The sequence below is a fragment of the Paenibacillus sp. A14 genome, assembly GCF_036864815.1.
Taxonomy (GTDB): domain Bacteria; phylum Bacillota; class Bacilli; order Paenibacillales; family Paenibacillaceae; genus Fontibacillus; species Fontibacillus sanfengchensis.
Genome location: NZ_JBAGJD010000001.1, coordinates 445,580 through 462,200, shown reverse-complemented (window position 1 = coordinate 462,200; position 16,621 = coordinate 445,580). Strand labels below are relative to the sequence as shown.

Annotated in this window: 21 protein-coding genes; all 21 read left to right on the top strand. The window is 54.4% G+C overall.

The features are described from left to right. Positions 1-97: 97 nt before the first annotated feature. The 21 genes from V4U88_RS02260 to V4U88_RS02160 all read left to right on the top strand — a co-directional run bounded on the left by V4U88_RS02260 (position 98) and on the right by V4U88_RS02160 (position 16,582). On the top strand, positions 98-370 hold the full coding sequence (locus tag V4U88_RS02260; RefSeq protein WP_334071600.1) for a stage VI sporulation protein F: 273 nt from the start codon (positions 98-100) through the stop codon (positions 368-370). 142 nt (positions 371-512) lie between these two features. Then, positions 513-692 (top strand): DUF2768 family protein, encoded by a 180-nt coding sequence (locus V4U88_RS02255; protein ID WP_148451894.1) that lies wholly within the window; start codon positions 513-515, stop codon positions 690-692. 29 nt (positions 693-721) lie between these two features. Further along, the gene (locus V4U88_RS02250; RefSeq protein WP_334071599.1) at positions 722-1,369 is read left to right on the top strand and encodes a hypothetical protein; all 648 of its coding nucleotides are present in this window, start codon (positions 722-724) and stop codon (positions 1,367-1,369) included. Between the two features lie 16 nt (positions 1,370-1,385). Further along, complete coding sequence (locus tag V4U88_RS02245) at positions 1,386-1,742, top strand: 2Fe-2S iron-sulfur cluster-binding protein (RefSeq protein ID WP_334071598.1); 357 nt, start codon at positions 1,386-1,388, stop codon at positions 1,740-1,742. A gap of 245 nt (positions 1,743-1,987) precedes the next feature. Beyond that, positions 1,988-2,740 carry a DUF3939 domain-containing protein gene (locus V4U88_RS02240; protein ID WP_334071597.1) on the top strand — a complete coding sequence of 251 codons (753 nt, stop codon included), beginning with the start codon at positions 1,988-1,990 and terminating at the stop codon, positions 2,738-2,740. A 386-nt stretch (positions 2,741-3,126) separates the two neighbouring features. Beyond that, a complete protein-coding gene (gene spoIVA / locus V4U88_RS02235) occupies positions 3,127-4,605 on the top strand; it encodes a stage IV sporulation protein A (protein ID WP_334072049.1) in 1,479 nt (492 codons plus the stop codon). 148 nt (positions 4,606-4,753) lie between these two features. Next, the gene (locus tag V4U88_RS02230) at positions 4,754-5,869 is read left to right on the top strand and encodes a sugar ABC transporter substrate-binding protein (RefSeq protein ID WP_334071596.1); all 1,116 of its coding nucleotides are present in this window, start codon (positions 4,754-4,756) and stop codon (positions 5,867-5,869) included. Between the two features lie 94 nt (positions 5,870-5,963). Beyond that, positions 5,964-7,487, top strand: coding sequence for a sugar ABC transporter ATP-binding protein (locus V4U88_RS02225; RefSeq protein WP_334071595.1), 1,524 nt, complete (start codon positions 5,964-5,966; stop codon positions 7,485-7,487). Further along, positions 7,484-8,470 carry an ABC transporter permease gene (locus V4U88_RS02220; RefSeq protein ID WP_334071594.1) on the top strand — a complete coding sequence of 329 codons (987 nt, stop codon included), beginning with the start codon at positions 7,484-7,486 and terminating at the stop codon, positions 8,468-8,470. Before V4U88_RS02225 ends, V4U88_RS02220 begins: the two co-directional genes overlap by 4 nt. A 184-nt stretch (positions 8,471-8,654) precedes the next feature. Beyond that, complete coding sequence (locus V4U88_RS02215; protein ID WP_334071593.1) at positions 8,655-8,927, top strand: HU family DNA-binding protein; 273 nt, start codon at positions 8,655-8,657, stop codon at positions 8,925-8,927. 111 nt (positions 8,928-9,038) lie between these two features. Beyond that, positions 9,039-9,299, top strand: a complete 261-nt coding sequence (gene mtrB / locus V4U88_RS02210; protein WP_334071592.1) for a trp RNA-binding attenuation protein MtrB — start codon at positions 9,039-9,041, stop codon at positions 9,297-9,299. A gap of 101 nt (positions 9,300-9,400) precedes the next feature. Continuing rightward, positions 9,401-9,940: a hypothetical protein gene (locus V4U88_RS02205; protein WP_334071591.1), complete on the top strand. Its 540-nt coding sequence runs from the start codon at positions 9,401-9,403 to the stop codon at positions 9,938-9,940. 106 nt (positions 9,941-10,046) lie between these two features. Continuing rightward, positions 10,047-10,919 (top strand): heptaprenyl diphosphate synthase component 1, encoded by an 873-nt coding sequence (locus tag V4U88_RS02200; RefSeq protein WP_334071590.1) that lies wholly within the window; start codon positions 10,047-10,049, stop codon positions 10,917-10,919. Positions 10,920-10,933: 14 nt separating this feature from the next. After that, the gene (locus V4U88_RS02195; protein WP_334071588.1) at positions 10,934-11,659 is read left to right on the top strand and encodes a demethylmenaquinone methyltransferase; all 726 of its coding nucleotides are present in this window, start codon (positions 10,934-10,936) and stop codon (positions 11,657-11,659) included. Continuing rightward, positions 11,652-12,524 carry a UbiA-like polyprenyltransferase gene (locus tag V4U88_RS02190; protein ID WP_334071587.1) on the top strand — a complete coding sequence of 291 codons (873 nt, stop codon included), beginning with the start codon at positions 11,652-11,654 and terminating at the stop codon, positions 12,522-12,524. The genes V4U88_RS02195 and V4U88_RS02190 overlap by 8 nt, the downstream gene beginning before the upstream one ends. After that, positions 12,524-13,153: a UbiX family flavin prenyltransferase gene (locus V4U88_RS02185; RefSeq protein WP_334071586.1), complete on the top strand. Its 630-nt coding sequence runs from the start codon at positions 12,524-12,526 to the stop codon at positions 13,151-13,153. The genes V4U88_RS02190 and V4U88_RS02185 overlap by 1 nt, the downstream gene beginning before the upstream one ends. After that, the gene (locus V4U88_RS02180; protein ID WP_334071585.1) at positions 13,134-14,000 is read left to right on the top strand and encodes a menaquinone biosynthesis protein; all 867 of its coding nucleotides are present in this window, start codon (positions 13,134-13,136) and stop codon (positions 13,998-14,000) included. Before V4U88_RS02185 ends, V4U88_RS02180 begins: the two co-directional genes overlap by 20 nt. Then, complete coding sequence (locus V4U88_RS02175) at positions 13,997-14,971, top strand: polyprenyl synthetase family protein (RefSeq protein ID WP_334071584.1); 975 nt, start codon at positions 13,997-13,999, stop codon at positions 14,969-14,971. The genes V4U88_RS02180 and V4U88_RS02175 overlap by 4 nt, the downstream gene beginning before the upstream one ends. 107 nt (positions 14,972-15,078) lie before the next feature. Continuing rightward, positions 15,079-15,522 carry a nucleoside-diphosphate kinase gene (ndk, locus tag V4U88_RS02170; RefSeq protein ID WP_334071583.1) on the top strand — a complete coding sequence of 148 codons (444 nt, stop codon included), beginning with the start codon at positions 15,079-15,081 and terminating at the stop codon, positions 15,520-15,522. Positions 15,523-15,539: 17 nt separating this feature from the next. Next, entirely contained in the window at positions 15,540-16,340 is an 801-nt protein-coding gene (locus V4U88_RS02165) for a CheR family methyltransferase (RefSeq protein ID WP_334072048.1), read from the top strand. Positions 16,341-16,405: 65 nt separating this feature from the next. Then, positions 16,406-16,582 (top strand): hypothetical protein, encoded by a 177-nt coding sequence (locus tag V4U88_RS02160; protein ID WP_334071582.1) that lies wholly within the window; start codon positions 16,406-16,408, stop codon positions 16,580-16,582. Positions 16,583-16,621 lie beyond the last annotated feature (39 nt).

Genomic DNA, 16,621 nt, shown 5'->3' with positions numbered 1-16,621 from the left:
TTATCTAAAGGGCATCCTGGATCATCCGCTAAGGCCCAGGACCTTTTCCGGCTCCTACTCATAAACTGTTGGGGAGGACAATGGAGGAGGCGAGAATATGGGCAAAGTTTCCAAGGATGCCTTGGATGCCATCAATAAGAAGACCGGGAAGAAGATTTCGGAAGGCGCGGTCAAAAAGCTGGCCAGCACAGTAAAGCCCTCGACGATGCAGAGCGAGGCCGAACTGAGAAAGCTGATCAAGCAGGTTTCCGCGATGGCCAAGGTACCCGTCTCGGAGAGCACCATCAACGAAATTGTCGGCGCCGTGAAAAAAAGCGGCATGAATTCCAACAATATGGAAGCCTTAATGAAAATGATGATAAAGAAATAAATCTTTTTACTGCCGAATGGCGGAGCTGCCTTATCATGGCAGCTTTTTTTATTCGGTTTCGTTTACATAGCCTGTTCGCTCCGGAGATGCTATAATATTCATCATATAAATGCCGTGAAATCAGATGGGGAGTGTACCGATCATGGACGCAATGACTAAAATGTGGCTGTCCTTGGCCGCGATTCTTGTCATGGGCTTGTCTGTATTTTTGATTACGTTTGCCAGGACCAAAACGAAAGGCATTCTGCGCGGGGTGCTTTCCTTGGTCGCATTCGTGATTATGCTGGCGGGTTTTCTAACGGGACTCGTGTCGATCACATAAGATTTCGGGGATAGAGAAGAGGATCGAAAATGGAAATAGACATAAAGGATTGGGATGAAAAGTACCCGGAAATCAGCAGTGCTCTTCAGACGCTGTCGCACCGCTGTGGGGGAGCGAAGGAGCCCTGGCTGCTGGGAGGTAGCTGCGGACTTTGGCTGCAGGGCGTACCCCTGGATTCGCCGCCCCGGGATATCGACATTTATGCGGATATGACCGGAGCGGAGGAACTGCACGGCCTGTTGGCCGAAGCGGCCTTGGACGAACCGCGTCTGGACCAAAGCGGACTTTATCTGTCCCAACTCAGCCATTACCGGCTGAACGATTGGACTTTGGAATTGGTCGGCGGTTTTCAGGTGAGGGCCGAAGGGGCCAAATACCAGACGGAAGTGAGCGAAGTGCTGGCGCCCAACGCCCCGTCGGTTCGGTTGGGCGGGGCGGAGCTCCGCCTGATGCCTCTGAGTCACGAGTTTGTCTTCAACTTCCTGAGGGGGCGTCCGGATCGGTATTTGAACATCGCGGGTGTGATGCGCCGGGAGGCGGAGCATCATCTTCCGCTGCTTTATCAGCTGCTGCGCCGGAATCAGTGGTCCGCGGAGACCGTTGCAAGGATGGCGGAACTGTTGAATCAGCCGCTATTGTCAGGACCTTGGGGAGAACTTGAAAACGCCCGCCAATAAGGAGGAAAGCCCGACAATGGAACCGGAAGTTACGTTTTTGCCGGGGAACCGAACGCTAAAAGTACGCTCCGGCACGAACCTCCTGCAGGCCGCCCGCAAAGCACGGGTTCATATCCCCACCCGCTGCGGCGGAAATGCGGGCTGCCTGATGTGTAAAGTGGAAGTCCAGAGTGCGGAAGGGACACCGGCTGGTCTCACGCCTCCCGGCGAGGCGGAACGCCGCAAGCTGGGGCCGCTGCTGGAACAGGGGATCCGGCTGGCCTGCCAGGCGAAGATTGTAGGACCCGCCACGGTCAGGCTGCCGGAAAGCCCGTTGAAAGCGGCGATCCGTAAACAGTTGGAAGCCCAAAATCGGGAAGATGATCTTTGGTGATCCAGTTAACGGGAAATTATCTTTCGTAATAGCGGCCTTTTGGGTCCTTTTGGGGCGCTATTGCGGCCCGCTTTGGCTCCCGCGGGGAACAAAAGGCCTTATTTACCTGCTCGGCCCAAAGGGAAGCTGGCGCGCCGGAAGCGCCCCACCGCCTTGCTCGAGGACGGGGAGGGAGGGTTTTCCCCTTAATAGGGAGCTGACACTTATCTAGAACCAAAAGAGTACGAACAGAAGGAGCTTTGAACATGCATAATCGAAAACGACGGAGCGGATGGAAGTACCGCCGTATCGCGTGCGGATTAACGATCCTCATTTTGTCGGGCTTGTTGTCCGGCTGTTTATACCGGGGGGAACCGCAGGAAAGGCGGGTTTCGTATATTGAAAGCGTTGACAGGGTACAAAGGGCCGTGGACCGTTTCCAAGAGGACCAGGGGATTTTACCGATGATAACGGCAGGTGAGGAGACGCCAAAGTACGAGAAGTTCAGGGTCAATTTGGATCAGTTGAATAGACAGGGTTATTTGGAGCAAATTCCGGAAACCGCCTTCGAAAAAGGGGGGAGCGTCTATTTTCTCGTGATCAATGAGGAAGAGGATCCTACGGTCAAGGTGATGGACCTGGCCACCGTACAAAAGGTGAACGATGTGCAGCGGTCGGTCGATCTATTCCGGAACAAACAAGACGGGAAACTTCCTGTCCAGGTGAACGGCGAGATTTCCCCCGGAGTGTTCAAGGTTGATCTGGAAGCGGCCGGAGCCGAAGCGTATGACATCAAAAGCGTTTATTCCGGCCAGCCGCAGGACTATCTTGTGGACAAAGACGGCCGCGTTTATGTGGATTATGCCTTCGATATTATGCAAGCCCTGGATCAATCAGGCGAAAAACCTGGGGCGGCCGCGGATTTACGGGAGATATTAACCGATCGATCCTATTTCGTTCCCGTAAAGTCCCTGCCCTACCGCTGGGTCGACGGTACGCCTGTACCGCAAATCGAATAAGCCGGCCTAATGTCGCAGCAACGGTGCTGCGTTTTTTTTTGCCCAAAAATACATATTGGAATCGATAGATTCATAACTATCAATGTGGCGGGAGATGGCCCCGTCATGTTCGTGACGAAGCGAAGCTTGAAAAAAAGCCGACTCGGACGGTCTACACCGTCATAATTCCGCATCTGGTACATATGATTTTACTAGTCCAAATGCATGTACGAGTTACGCCGCTTCGTTTGTGTTCTCTCCACCCGGGGTTGCGGCGGCGGACACAGGTACAAAGGAGCTGCCGCTCCTTACCGTAGCTATGATTTCAAATTATTGGCGAATAACGAAGCGGATGCTCGGCGAGCATTTTTCCTTCGGCGAATTTTGAGGAGGGGATATCATTGGTATTGGAGAAAGTAGACATTTTTAAGGACATTGCCGAACGTACCGGAGGGGATATTTATCTGGGTGTCGTCGGAGCTGTCCGCACCGGCAAATCAACATTTATCAAAAGATTTATGGAAACGGTGGTGCTCCCGAACATCGCGAGTGAAGCCGACCGGGCGCGTGCGGTGGATGAACTCCCGCAAAGTGCGGCCGGGAAAACGATTATGACGACCGAACCGAAATTCGTTCCGAACAACGCGGTACAAATCAAGGTGGCCGAAGGGCTTGAGGTCAATGTCAGGCTGGTGGATTGTGTAGGTTACGCCGTGGAAGGCGCCAAAGGATATGAGGATGAAAACGGTCCCCGTATGATTTCGACGCCGTGGTTTGAAGAGCCGATTCCGTTTCAGGAGGCGGCGGAGATCGGAACGCGGAAGGTCATCCAGGAGCATTCCACCCTGGGTGTCGTCGTTACTACGGACGGCACGATCGCCGATATTCCGAGATACTCGTATGTCGAGTCGGAAGAGCGGGTCGTGGCCGAACTGAAAGAGGTCGGCAAGCCGTTCGTGCTCGTCATCAACTCGACGCGCCCGAACAGCGAGGAAACGCAGCAGCTTCGGGGCGAACTGGCCGCCAAGTATGACATTCCGGTCATTACCCTTAGCGCGGCCACGATGACCGAGGAGGATGTCACGGGCGTCTTACGCGAAGTCCTGTACGAGTTCCCGGTACACGAGGTCAACGTCAATCTCCCGAGCTGGGTGATGGTGCTGAATGAGAACCACTGGCTCCGCAGCAACTATGAAAATTCCGTACGCGATACGGTCAAGGACATCCGCCGTCTGCGCGACGTGGACCGGGTCGTCAGCAACTTTATGGAGTACGACTTTATCGACCGGGCCGGCCTCAGCGGGTTGAACATGGGGCAGGGCGTCGCCGAGATCGACCTGTACGCGCCCGACGATTTGTACGACCGGATTTTGATGGAAGTGGTCGGCGTGGAAATCCGGGGCAAGGATCATTTGCTCCAGCTGATGCAGGAATTCACGCATGCCAAGAAGGAGTATGACCGGTTCGCGGAAGCGCTGGAAATGGTCAAGACGACAGGGTACGGCATCGCGGCTCCGTCGCTGGCGGAGATGGCGCTCGATGAGCCGGAGCTGATCCGTCAAGGCTCCCGGTTCGGGGTTCGTTTGAAAGCCACCGCACCTTCGATTCATATGATCCGCGTCGATGTCGAGTCCGAATTCGCGCCGATCATCGGAACGGAGAAGCAGAGCGAGGAGCTCGTCCGCTACCTGATGCAGGATTTCGAGAACGATCCGATCAAAATCTGGGAGTCCGACATCTTCGGCCGCTCGCTGCACTCAATCGTCCGGGAAGGCATCCAGGGCAAAATCGCCATGATGCCGGATAATGCCCGCTATAAGCTGCAGGAGACGCTGGGGAGAATTATCAATGAAGGCTCTGGCGGCCTGATCGCCATCATTCTCTAATCGCTAAAAACCAAACGCGTTTGGCTGGGAAAAAGAGCCAAACGCGTTTTTTTGCGTTAAATAAATAAAACCGATTTACATACTTGGTATTTGGCATTATAGTAATCTATAAAGATTTTTACATACCACAATTCCAGGGGGAGAAACGATGAAAAAAATCACAGATTTGAAAAAAACGGGCTTCGTTTTCCTACTGCTTGCGCTTGTGCTTACGATCAGCGCCTGCGGCATTAAGAAAATGCCCGCTGAAAATAGCGGGACCACCACGCCGGCAACGGCGGCCCAGGCGGAAAAGGAAGGAAATTCCGCAGAGGGCAAAGAACTGGCGGGCAAACGTATCGCCTTGATCATGGAATTCAATACCGGCACGTTTTCGCAGCAGTACGTACAGGGCGTCACGGAAGAAGTGAAGAAATTCGGCGGGGAATTGACGACCTTCGTCGCGGAGAACAATCGGGCAAAAATGGCGGATTTGCTGGAATCGGCGATCAATCAGAAGTTCGATGTCATTTTGACGGATCACGGGTCGGCGGAGTTTTTGGAGTCCGGCATCAAGAAGGCGGTCGAGCAAAAGATCGCGGTCGTGGTGTTCGATGCGCTGGTCAACGTTCCGGGAGCCACGGTGCTGTCCCAGGACGATCAAAGTCTTGCCGCGCTTACTCTCGACAAATTGAAACAGGATAGCGGCGGCAAGGGAAATATCGTTAAAGTGTGGGTAGCGGGCTTTGCGCCGATGGAACGGCGCGAGCAGGAGTATAAGAAGTTCCTGGCGGAAAATTCCGGGATCAAGGAGATCGCGGCATTTGGCAACGCGTCCAACCCGGCCCTGGACAGCCAAACGCAAATGGAAGCGGTGCTGAAGCAGTATCCGAAGGGTGAAATCACCGCGGTATGGGCCGCCTGGGATGAATTCGCCAAGGGCGCGGCCCGGGCGATTCAATTGGCGGGCCGCGATGAGATCAAGGTGTACGGCATGGACCTTAGCGACGAAGATCTGCAGATGATTCAGGATCCGAAGAGCCCGTGGGTCGCTTCGGCGGCGGTGGATCCGAAGGATATCGGACGGATTCAGGTCCGCTACGCTTATCAAAAGCTGCATGGCGATTCGACGGACGATCAGGTGGTCTTGAAAGCCGTTCTGGTTACGCGCGAGGCTTTGCCGGAACAGCAGATTTCCACCGATGAACTGTCGCAGTATGTGGAAGGCTGGGGCGGATCAAAGCAAGGGATCCAGGATTGGATGAAGGAGTACGGTGTGGAGTAACGCAGCAACCGATAGTTTGCGGAGAATACCAAGGCGCGCCGTCCGGCAACGGGCGGCGCCGCCTTTTCCCGGCGAAAGGAGGAAGACTCGAAAGATGCCATTATCACCGAAGGTGCTGGAAATGCACGAAATTACAAAGTCGTTTGCCGGCGTGACCGCCTTGAACGAGGTGGACTTTACGCTGGAAGGAGGGCAAATTCATGCTTTGCTGGGGGCGAACGGAGCCGGGAAAAGCACGCTGATGAAGATTTTGTCGGGCGCCTATGAGCGAGACGGCGGCAGCATGAAGCTGCTGGGAGAGGAGGTTCGCTTTCAAGGCCCCTCCGACGCCAAGCTGCACGGCGTACACTGCGTGTATCAGGAGGTGGATGCCGCGCTGGTCCCCCAGTTGACGGTGGCCGAGAACGTCATGCTGGACGAGCTGGCCAAGCCGGGGACGAAGGCCTGGCTCTTTCCTGGCGAGATCGCCCGCCGGGCGGAAGCGGTGCTGGAGCGGCTGAAGGTAAGCATTCCGGTCAAGCGCAAAGTGGCGGAGCTGAGCATCGCGGAGAAACAGATGATTCTGCTGGCGCGTATTTTGTCCCAGGATGCCAAGGTGATCATCTTTGATGAGCCGACGGCACCGCTCAGCGGAGCGGAGGCGGACAGCTTCTTTAGAATCCTTCATGAACTGAAGGATCAGGGGGTGGCGTGCGTATTCATCACGCACCGCCTCCAGGAGGTCATGGACCATGCCGACCGGGTGACGGTCATGCGCGACGGCCGGGTGGTTTATACCGGCCCCCTGGGGGAAGCCGGAGGGATCGACGGCCTCATTTCGCACATGCTCGGCAAGACGTTTGCCGAGGAATTCCCCAAGGTTCCCGCGGAGATCGGCGACGTGCTGCTGCGCGTCAATGGTTTGAAGCGGGGAACCAAGGTGCGCGGCGTCGACCTGGAAGTGCGCCGCGGTCAGATCGTCGCCGTCGTCGGACTGGTCGGCGCCGGCAAGAGTGAGCTGGCCCGCCTGCTGTCCGGCGCGGATCGTCCCGAGGCCGGGACGATTGAGCTGAAGGGGCGGACTTTCAGCTTCAGGCAGCCGGCCGACGCGGTCCGGGCCGGCATTGTCAGTATTCCCGAGGAGCGCCGCAAGCAGGGGATCGTCATCCAGGACAGCGTGGAGCGGAACCTCAGTCTGCCGCTGCTGGGCAGATTAAGCCGCCTCGGCGTCATGTCCGCGCGCAGGGAACGTAGCTTGGCGGAGAGGGTTATCTCCGCGCTCGGCATCAAAACCCCAAGCCCCGACCTGGAGGTTAAATACTTGAGCGGAGGCAACCAGCAGAAAGTCGCCATCGGCAAATGGCTGGAGCGGGGTGCCGATGTGCTGGTCTTCGATGAACCGACCAAAGGGGTGGATATCGGCGCCAAAAGCGATATTTTCCGGATCATCGGCAACCTGGCGGCCCAAGGCAAAGGGATTCTTTATTTTACGAGCGAGCTGGATGAAGGCCTCGGGATCGGAGATCAAATCGCCGTGATGGTTGACGGCAAACTTTCGGGCGTGTTTGCGCGGGGAGAAATCTCACAGGAACAAGCGTTGTTTTACGCTAGCGGGGGACGGAGGGAAATCCAATCATGAGAGAGAAATTGCTTAACTTGTCGTTTAGGTACGGGGCGTTGGTCGTAGTTGTGCTGGTTTTCGCCTTCTTTTCGTTCCGGCTGCCTTACTTTTTCACTTACAGCAATATAACCGATATTTTAAATTCGATCGCCATCGTCACCTTTGTGGCCATCGGGGTTACTTTGTCGCTCGCGGTCGACGGGTTTGATTTGTCCGTAGGCTCCACGGTATCGCTCAGCACCGTCGTTACGGCTACATTAATGATCTGGTATCAAATGCCGCTTTATATCGTACTGGTCGTGCCGCTGGTCATCGGGGCGATCATCGGCTTGCTCAATGCGTTTCTCATCGTCAAAATGCGGATACCCGATCTGCTGGCGACGCTTGCGATGATGTATATCGTCGGCGGGATTCATAAAACGTATGCCCAAGGTTACACGATTTATAATCATATGCAATTCCCGGACGGCAGTAAGGCCGCGGGGGAAATGGACAAAACCTTCCTGCTGCTGGGGCAGGGAAAATGGCTGGGAATTCCGGTCTCCGTTATTCTGCTTTTGATTTTCGTCGTGCTGGTCCACTTTTTTCTCACCCGGACCAAATACGGCCGGCAGATTTATGTAACGGGGGGCAACGAGGAAGCGGCGCGCCTGTCGGGTATCAAGGTGAAAAAGGTACGGACCCTGGCCTATGTCGCATCCGGCGTGTTCGCCGCGATCGGCGGCATGCTGTTCGCTTCCCGGGTGGGGTCCGGACAGATCGATGCGGGAGCCCCGCTGCTCATGGAAGCGGTAGCGGCGGTGTTCGTCGGTTTTTCCGTCCTTGGCGCGGGGAAGCCGAATATCATCGGCACTTTTGTCGGCTCCGTTCTGATCGGGGTTCTGGTGAACGGGTTAACAATGATGAATGTCCAATATTTTGCCCATGACATCGTCAAAGGGGCTGTTCTGGTACTCGCACTGTCCGTGACTTTCTATGTCCTGAACCGATCCAGGACTTAAAAAACTTGAAAATATCTTTTGACTGTATTACTATAAGTTTGTTCCGCAGGCCCTAAACCTCGTAAAAAGCCGATTTTTTCGGGAATTTCTACGGTTTATGCGCGGTTCCACGTATATTCTACGGCAAAACGGAAACACAGAATATCAGAATGGTCTATTAATTTTGGTAGGGAGGTGAACCCTAATGAACAAATCCGACTTGATCTCTCAAGTGGCGGAAAGCGCAGAATTGTCCAAGAAAGACGCGACCAAAGCGGTTGATGCGATTTTTGACGCAATCTCTGAAGCTCTGCAAAACGGAGACAAAGTACAATTGGTAGGTTTCGGAAACTTTGAAGTGCGCGAGCGTTCCGCACGTAAAGGCCGCAACCCGCAAACCGGAGAAGAAATCGAAATCCCTGCGAGCAAAATTCCAGCATTCAAACCAGGCAAAGCGCTCAAAGACGGAATTAAATAAAGATTTCTACATATTTTCCGTGTTGAAAGAGTCCGTGGGCATTTTTTGTTCACGGCCTTTTCTTTTAACATGAGCGAAAGTGCTAATCTATGTCGGGGAGGAATGCCGTTCATGAATCAGGAGCAACAGGCCAAATCCGGCGGAGCCGAACAGGGGACGGGCAGTGGCGATTACTTCGTTGTCAAGGCCAAGGAACAAGGGGTTACGGTGATCGGGCTGACCCGGGGCAAGGATACGCGGTTCCACCATACGGAAAAGCTGGATAAGGGCGAGGTGTTGATCGCCCAGTTCACCGACCACACTTCGGCCGTCAAGGTCCGGGGCAAAGCGGTCGTTTATACGAAGTACGGGATCATCGACACCGAAGAATGAAATTCAATTTGCAGGCATAGCCTGCTTTTTTCTTTTGTACAATGGGATATGAACCTTTAAGGATGTCCGGGAGATCCGGTGAATATCGAAGGGGGATTCCCGTGAAGTCGAAATGGATGATGCAAGCGTTTCTGCTGACCTGCGGTGCGGCCATCGCTTTGGCTCTGATGACGAGAGAAGGAGGGCCTTTGTCGGAACCGGGACGGCTTGTCGCTGAAGTTTTCTCGGAGACCGGCAAGCCCGTCGAATTGACCGATGACAATCTGGTGGACAGCTTGTCCTCTCTTGAGCTGAATGTCCCGATTGCGAAGGTGGATCTGAACGGAGGGATTCTGTCGGTCGATCTGAAAGTGAAGGATGAACGGCTGACAAAAAATGACTTATACGCCGGCATGGCCGACCTGATTTCTTTTGCGTTTGCACGGACGACCAACATCGACCAATTGCTGCTTCGCCTCATCGCCGAAGACCAGTGGCTCGGAAGCCGGTATCTGCTGGTGGCTGCGGACGTGCGGCGCGGGGAATGGCCGATGGATGCGCCGGAGCGGCTTCGCGCGGCCGGAAACGGTGAAATCCCCACGGAGCTGAAGCAATGGTTCCGTCTGACAGAAACGGCGCTTTGGAGGGATAAAATCCATTAAGCCCCTCCGTGCGCTCCCAAATAACATATGCTATAATAGACAAGATTGTGACATCTTTGTTTCCGAAGTGTAAACAAAGATGTCAGTATTAGCGGCTCGGAGGCAGATGATGAGACCTGATCGCATAACAGAACTGGCCCAAAAGTATGTCGAATACGACATGATTACGACTCACACGGAGCTACCGAATTTCCCGGTTCCCCGTGTTCGTTTGCTTTATACGTTTTTAAAGGACTCGGCCCGTCTGCCGGAACGCTCGGGGGAAACCTGCGCGCTCGCGGCCTTCCTTGTTCAATTGGGACTCGATACGCACGACTCGATCGATGTCGGGGACTTCCGGAAGGAAGAGAAGGAAATGCGCTCGCGTCAATTGAAGGTTCTGGCCGGGGATTACTTCAGCAGCGTTTTTTATCAGCAATTGGCGCAGGAGGGGCTGATCGGCGTGATATCCACCTTGAGCGCGGCCATCTGCGAAGTGAACCGGATCAAGGTTCGGCTGTATACGGGGCTGAGGAACATGCGAATTTCCGCGGAGGAGTACATAAAGCAGCGCGTGCGGTTAAAAAGCGAGTTATTCCATGTTTTTACCGAGCAGTTGGACAAGCCGGCGCAAAACATTTGGGCGCTGCTGCTTACGGAATTAAGCCGGTGCGAAGTGGCTCTGGATGAAATGAGTCCCGGTCCGGAAGCTCAAGAGGAGCGGAAGGGATACGCTTATTTGCGGATCTGGGAGACCTGCACCGCTGAGGACAAAGAGAAGCTCGTCCGAAACGGACTGGAGACCGGGGAGTGGAGGCGGCTTCTGCAGAAATACCGGATTGAAAAGCAATTAATCACGATGCTGCACCAATCCGTGGAGAACGTGAAGAATCTGATGCACGAGTGCAGGGAGGAACATACCCGCACTGAGATCGGCGCGATCCTGGAACCGATGATGGCCGTGTTGTCGTCGCGGTCTCCCGCAATTCAGGAAGGGTAAGGTGAAAGGTTTAAATGAGTAATCCGTCCTCCAAACCGAAGGAAGAGTTCGTACATTCCGTGTTCGAGAGCGTGGCTCCAAAGTACGATCTCATGAACGATATTATCAGCTTTGGCCGCCACAGGGCCTGGCGTAAATTTACGATGAACAAAATGAATATGTCGCCGGGGGATACGGCGCTCGACTTGTGCTGCGGCACTTGCGACTGGACGATCAGCATGGCGGAAACGACTGGAGGCCCGATTACGGGCCTTGATTTCAGCGAAAATATGCTGAAGATCGGCCGCCGCAAAATCGCCGAGCGCGGACTGGACCGCTCGATTCAGCTCTTCCAGGGGAACGCCATGGACCTACCGTTTGAAGACAACAGCTTCCAGTTTGCGACGATCGGGTTCGGGCTTCGCAATGTGCCCGATCCGCGCCGGGTGCTGAGCGAAATGACGAGGGTGGTCAGGCCCGGCGGCAAAGTGGTTTGTCTGGAACTGTCCAAACCGACCTGGCAGCCGTTCAAAGGGCTGTATTACTTCTATTTCAGGTATCTGATGCCGATGCTCGGCAAGTTGATCGCCAAGCGGTATGCGCAGTACAAATGGCTCCCGGAATCGCTGATTCAGTTTCCGGGCCGCAAGGAGCTCGCAAGAATTTATACGGAAGTCGGGCTTTCCAGCGTCGAAGTGTATCCTTTTTTCGGCGGAATTGCCGCACTGCATATCGGAACGAAGGAGACGCAAGATGTTTAGGAAAATTGGAATATTTCTGCAGATGATTAAATTTGAACATACGGTTTTCGCACTTCCTTTTGCCTTTATGGGCGCTCTGCTCGGTTCCGTGGCTATCCACCACCGGCTGCCGTCCTGGGCCGAAATCGGCTGGGTACTGCTCGCGATGTTCGGAGCGCGCAGCGCGGCGATGGGGCTTAACCGGCTGATCGACCGGGTCAGCGACGCCAAAAATCCGCGCACGGCAAACCGGGCGATCCCGGCCGGTCTGCTGAAGATCGGCGAAGTTGTCGTCTTTATTATTTGCTCTTTCGCCCTGCTGTTCTGGGCGGCAGCGGAATTGAATCCGCTGGCGATGAAGCTGCTGCCGATCGCGGTATTCATGCTCGTGATTTATTCGTACACGAAACGTTTCACCTGGCTTTGCCACGTTGTGCTCGGAATTACGATCGCCCTGGCTCCGCTGGGCGGTTGGGTGGCCGTAGCGGGGAAGGTCGACGCGACCGCGATGGTCTTTTTTGCCACGATTATTTTTTGGGTTGCCGGCTTCGATATTATTTATTCTTGTCAGGACGTAGAGTTTGACACAAAAGAAGGGCTCCATTCGATTCCCGTCAGATTCGGGGTCGCCAAATCCCTGAAAATTGCGCAGGCGTTCCATATCTTCACCGCGATTGGATTTATCGCTCTGCTGCTCATGAGCGATTTGGGCTGGTGGTATATCGCGGGCATGATCATCGCTTACCTGATTCTTTTCTATGAGCATCACATCGTTTCTCCCGGCGATTTAAGCCGGCTGCAAACGTCATTTTTCACCATGAACGGCGTTTTGAGCATCGTCGTCTTTTCCTTTACTCTGATCGATTTGGTGGTGCGCCATTCCTGATGCCTGAGAATGCGAAGAAGAACAGGGAACTCGTTGTCGGAATTACCGGGGCCAGCGGATCCGTTTATGGCGTCAAGCTGGCGGAAACCTTGCTGGAGTTGGGTTTTACCGTTCATCTGGTCATTTCGAATGCCGGCTGGCGGGTTTTGAAAGAGGAGCTCGGTTGGGAAACGACGGATCGCGAAGCCGCTTTGCGCAAGCATTTGCGTGGAGGAACCGGCAGTTGGATATACCATCCCATCGCCGATATCGGCGCCTCGATCGCCAGCGGCTCCTTTTTGACAATGGGGATGATCATCATGCCTTGCTCGATGGGGACGCTCGCCTCGATTGCGAACGGGACGTCGGACAACCTGATGACCCGGGCGGCCGATGTCATGATGAAGGAAGGACGGCCGCTGGTGCTGGTTCCCCGCGAAACCCCGCTGCACGCGATTCATCTAGAAAACATGTTGAAGCTGGCCCGGCTCGGTGTACGCTTGATTCCGGCAATGCCCGCTTTTTATTTTGGCCCCAAAACCATTGACGATCTGGTCGCTTTCCTGGTGGGCAAAGTGCTGGACAATTTGAATATCGAACATGCGTTATTTAAAAGATGGGGGGATCACAGTGAACAATCGGGAGAATGACGACATCCTCATCGGAAAAATCAAATATACAAATGTATGGCCTGTTTTTCATTATTTTGAAGCGAAGAGCCTGTCGCACCAGGTCACGATGGTGACCGACGTGCCTTCGGCGCTGAACCGCCGCATGCTGAGCGGCTCGCTTGACCTGTCGCCCGTATCTTCGTTTGCCTTTGGGTACGGGGCGGAAGATCTGGTTCTGTTGCCGGATCTTTCCGTCAGCTCGGACGGTCCGGTAAATTCGATCCTGCTGTTTTCCCGGAAACCGCCCGAGGAAATTCGCAACGGCGTCATCGCGCTCACGAATACGTCGGCGACCTCGAATAATCTGCTAAAGATCATCATGGAGAAGGCTTTTGAAGGGAAGCCGACCTATTGGGAAAGCGAACCCGTCCTGGATACGATGATGGAGCGGAGCGATGCCGCCCTGTTGATCGGGGACCACGCCATCCAGGCATCCTGGAGGGACCACGGTTATATCGTTACGGATTTGGGGGAAGTCTGGAAACAATGGACCGGTTACGGCATGACGTTTGCCGTATGGGCCGTGCAAAGGGCGTTTGCCGAAGCGCAACCCGGCTTTTTGTCCGAAGTGCTGGGCGTTTTCGAGGCGAGCAAACGTCGAAGCTTGAAAGATTTGACGCCGCTCGTGGACAAGGCCCGCGATGAGATCGGGGGCAGTGCGGAGTACTGGGAACATTATTTCCGTAACTTGTGTTATGATTTTAGTGAACGGCGGCGGAAAGGCTTGGCCTTATACTTCTCTTACGCCTATGAAATGGGACTTCTGCCGAAGAAAGTACGGATGGATATTTGGAGTGAGAATACGCTGACACGGGTGAAAGAATGAAATTAATGGATATTTTCGGCGCGCTGAAAAGGGATATGGATTTTATTGAGCGGCAGCTGTACCGGAGCATCGAAGGCGATGAGGAGCTGCTGAGCGAAACATCTCTGCACCTGCTGAAGGCGGGGGGGAAACGGCTGCGCCCGGTCTTCGTTCTGCTCGGCGGGAAATTCGGGACCTACGATTTGGAGAAGCTGCAGCATGTAGCGGTACCTCTCGAGCTGATTCACTCGGCGTCGCTCGTCCATGACGATGTTATCGACGATGCGGGGACCCGAAGAGGCAAGCCTACGGTGAAGGCCAAATGGGACAACAAAATCGCGATGTATACCGGGGACTATATCTATGCGAAGGCGTTGACGCTGGCCACCCGGCTGCCGATTCCCGAACTGCACCGGATTCTGGCCAAAGCGATGGTCCAGATGTCGGTGGGGGAAATGGAGCAGATTCGCGATTTTTTCAACACGGAACAGTCGGTTCGTCATTATTTGCTGCGCATTCGCCGAAAGACGGCGCTCCTGATCGCGATCAGCTGCCAGCTCGGCGCTTTGGCCTCGGAAGCTCCTTCCCGGGTTCATTCCCAGCTCTACCGGTATGGGTACAATGTCGGCATGGCTTTTCAAATCAGGGACGACCTGCTGGACCTGTGCGGCACGGAGAAAAGTTTGGGCAAACCGCCGGGCAGCGATATGCGGCAGGGGAATATCACGTTACCGGTCATTTATGCGCTGCAGGAGACGGAGATCCGTGAGCCGCTCTTGGTGGAACTCGCTGCGATCCGGGCGAATGGAATGGAAGCCGATGCCAGCCGGGCGATCAAGATGATCTTGGGAAGTCCGGGCATCCGGCGGGCGGAGGAGCTTGCGGACCGATTTATCGAAAAAGCGCTGGACGCCTTGGAAGGGCTTCCGGAGAGCAAGCCCAAAACCCACCTGAAAGAGATAGCTTTGTTTGTAAATAAACGGTCCTATTAAGAATCAAGCTTATCAGCACCCGGTTTTTTTGGTAGAATGGTGGTAAACTCACCTGTTGAGCCAGATTTTTCATGGATTACCAAGTTGTCGATATCGGGAGGAGAAGCATGGAACGTACTTTTTTGATGGTTAAGCCGGACGGCGTTCAAAGAGGGTTGATCGGCCGCATTGTCAGCCGGTTTGAGGACAAAGGCTTTAAGCTGGTTGCCGGAAAATTTGTACAGGTGACCCAGGAGCAAGCGAAAAGGCATTATGCGGAGCATGAAGGAAAGCCGTTCTTTGACAGTCTTGTGAGCTTCATTACCTCCGGACCGGTGTTTGCCATGGTTTGGGAGGGGGATGACATTGTGGCGTTGTCCCGGGCGGTCATCGGGAAGACCAAAGTGACGGAGGCGGTCCCGGGCACCATTCGCGGCGACTTTGCAGCCCACACTCCTTACAATTTGATTCATGGTTCGGATGGCCCCGAAAGCGCGGAGCGGGAGATTGCGAACTTCTTTGCCCCCCACGAAATCGTAGCCTATTCGAAGAGTATTACGCCATGGATCTGATCTCGGCCAGAACGGCCATGGGTCAAGAGGAGGCGGGCGCACCGGATCCCGATTACACGGCGTTTATCCTCCATATCAAGAAAAGTACGGGGATCGACCTGGCCCAGTACAAAGAAGCTCAGATGAAACGCCGCTTGACGACGCTCCGCAACAAGAACGGATTTTCATCTTTCGATGCATTTTATCAAGCCATGATGGCAAACAAGACGCTTTTTTACGAATTTCTTGACAAGATGACGATTAACGTTTCCGAATTTTGGCGTAATCCGAACCGCTGGGAAGTGTTGCGGGATGTCGTTCTTCCCGGGATTGCCGCCGGTAAATCCAAGCTTCGGGTTTGGAGCGCGGCATGCTCTACCGGGGAAGAGCCGTATACCCTTTCCATGATACTTGCGGATCAAGGGCTGCTGACGAGTACATACTTGCTGGCGACGGATATCGATGAGGGCGCGCTGGCCAAGGCGGCGGAAGGCTTGTATCTGGAGCGGTCGCTGAAGGACGTTCCTCCGGAGGTGGCGAAACGGTACTTTACTCCGGAAGGAGCGATGTATCGGTTTGACCCCAAACTCAAAAAAGCAGTCACCTTCAAAAAGCAGAATTTACTGCTTGATCCGTTTGAAGATAGCTTTGATTTGATCGTATGCCGAAACGTCATGATCTATTTCACCGAGGAAGCGAAGCACGGGCTGTACCATAAGTTTGCCCAGGCGCTTCGGCCGGGCGGTATTTTATTCGTCGGCAGCACGGAACAGATCTTTTCCCCGTCCCAATATGCGCTGGAGCCGGCGGAAACGTTCTTTTACAGAAAAAAGGCTTAAAAGACGGTATAATCCTTCCCCACTTTTCCCATAATGACTGACAACAGGGTTAGGGAGGTCGTTCAATGGATAAGAGAAAGGTCATCGATGCCTATCGCCGAGGCTTCCTTACACCACAGGAATGCGCCCAGGTTCTTGGCTTGGAGAAGGGCCAGTTGACGCGTCTGCTGGAGCAGGGCGCTAAGGCGCCTGGCGCGGAGAACCTATTGGCGGATAACCAGCCGGCCTCGGGAAACTTTTAGTGCGGAAATAAGCCTGATTTGATTGAGAATGAAGGTTGG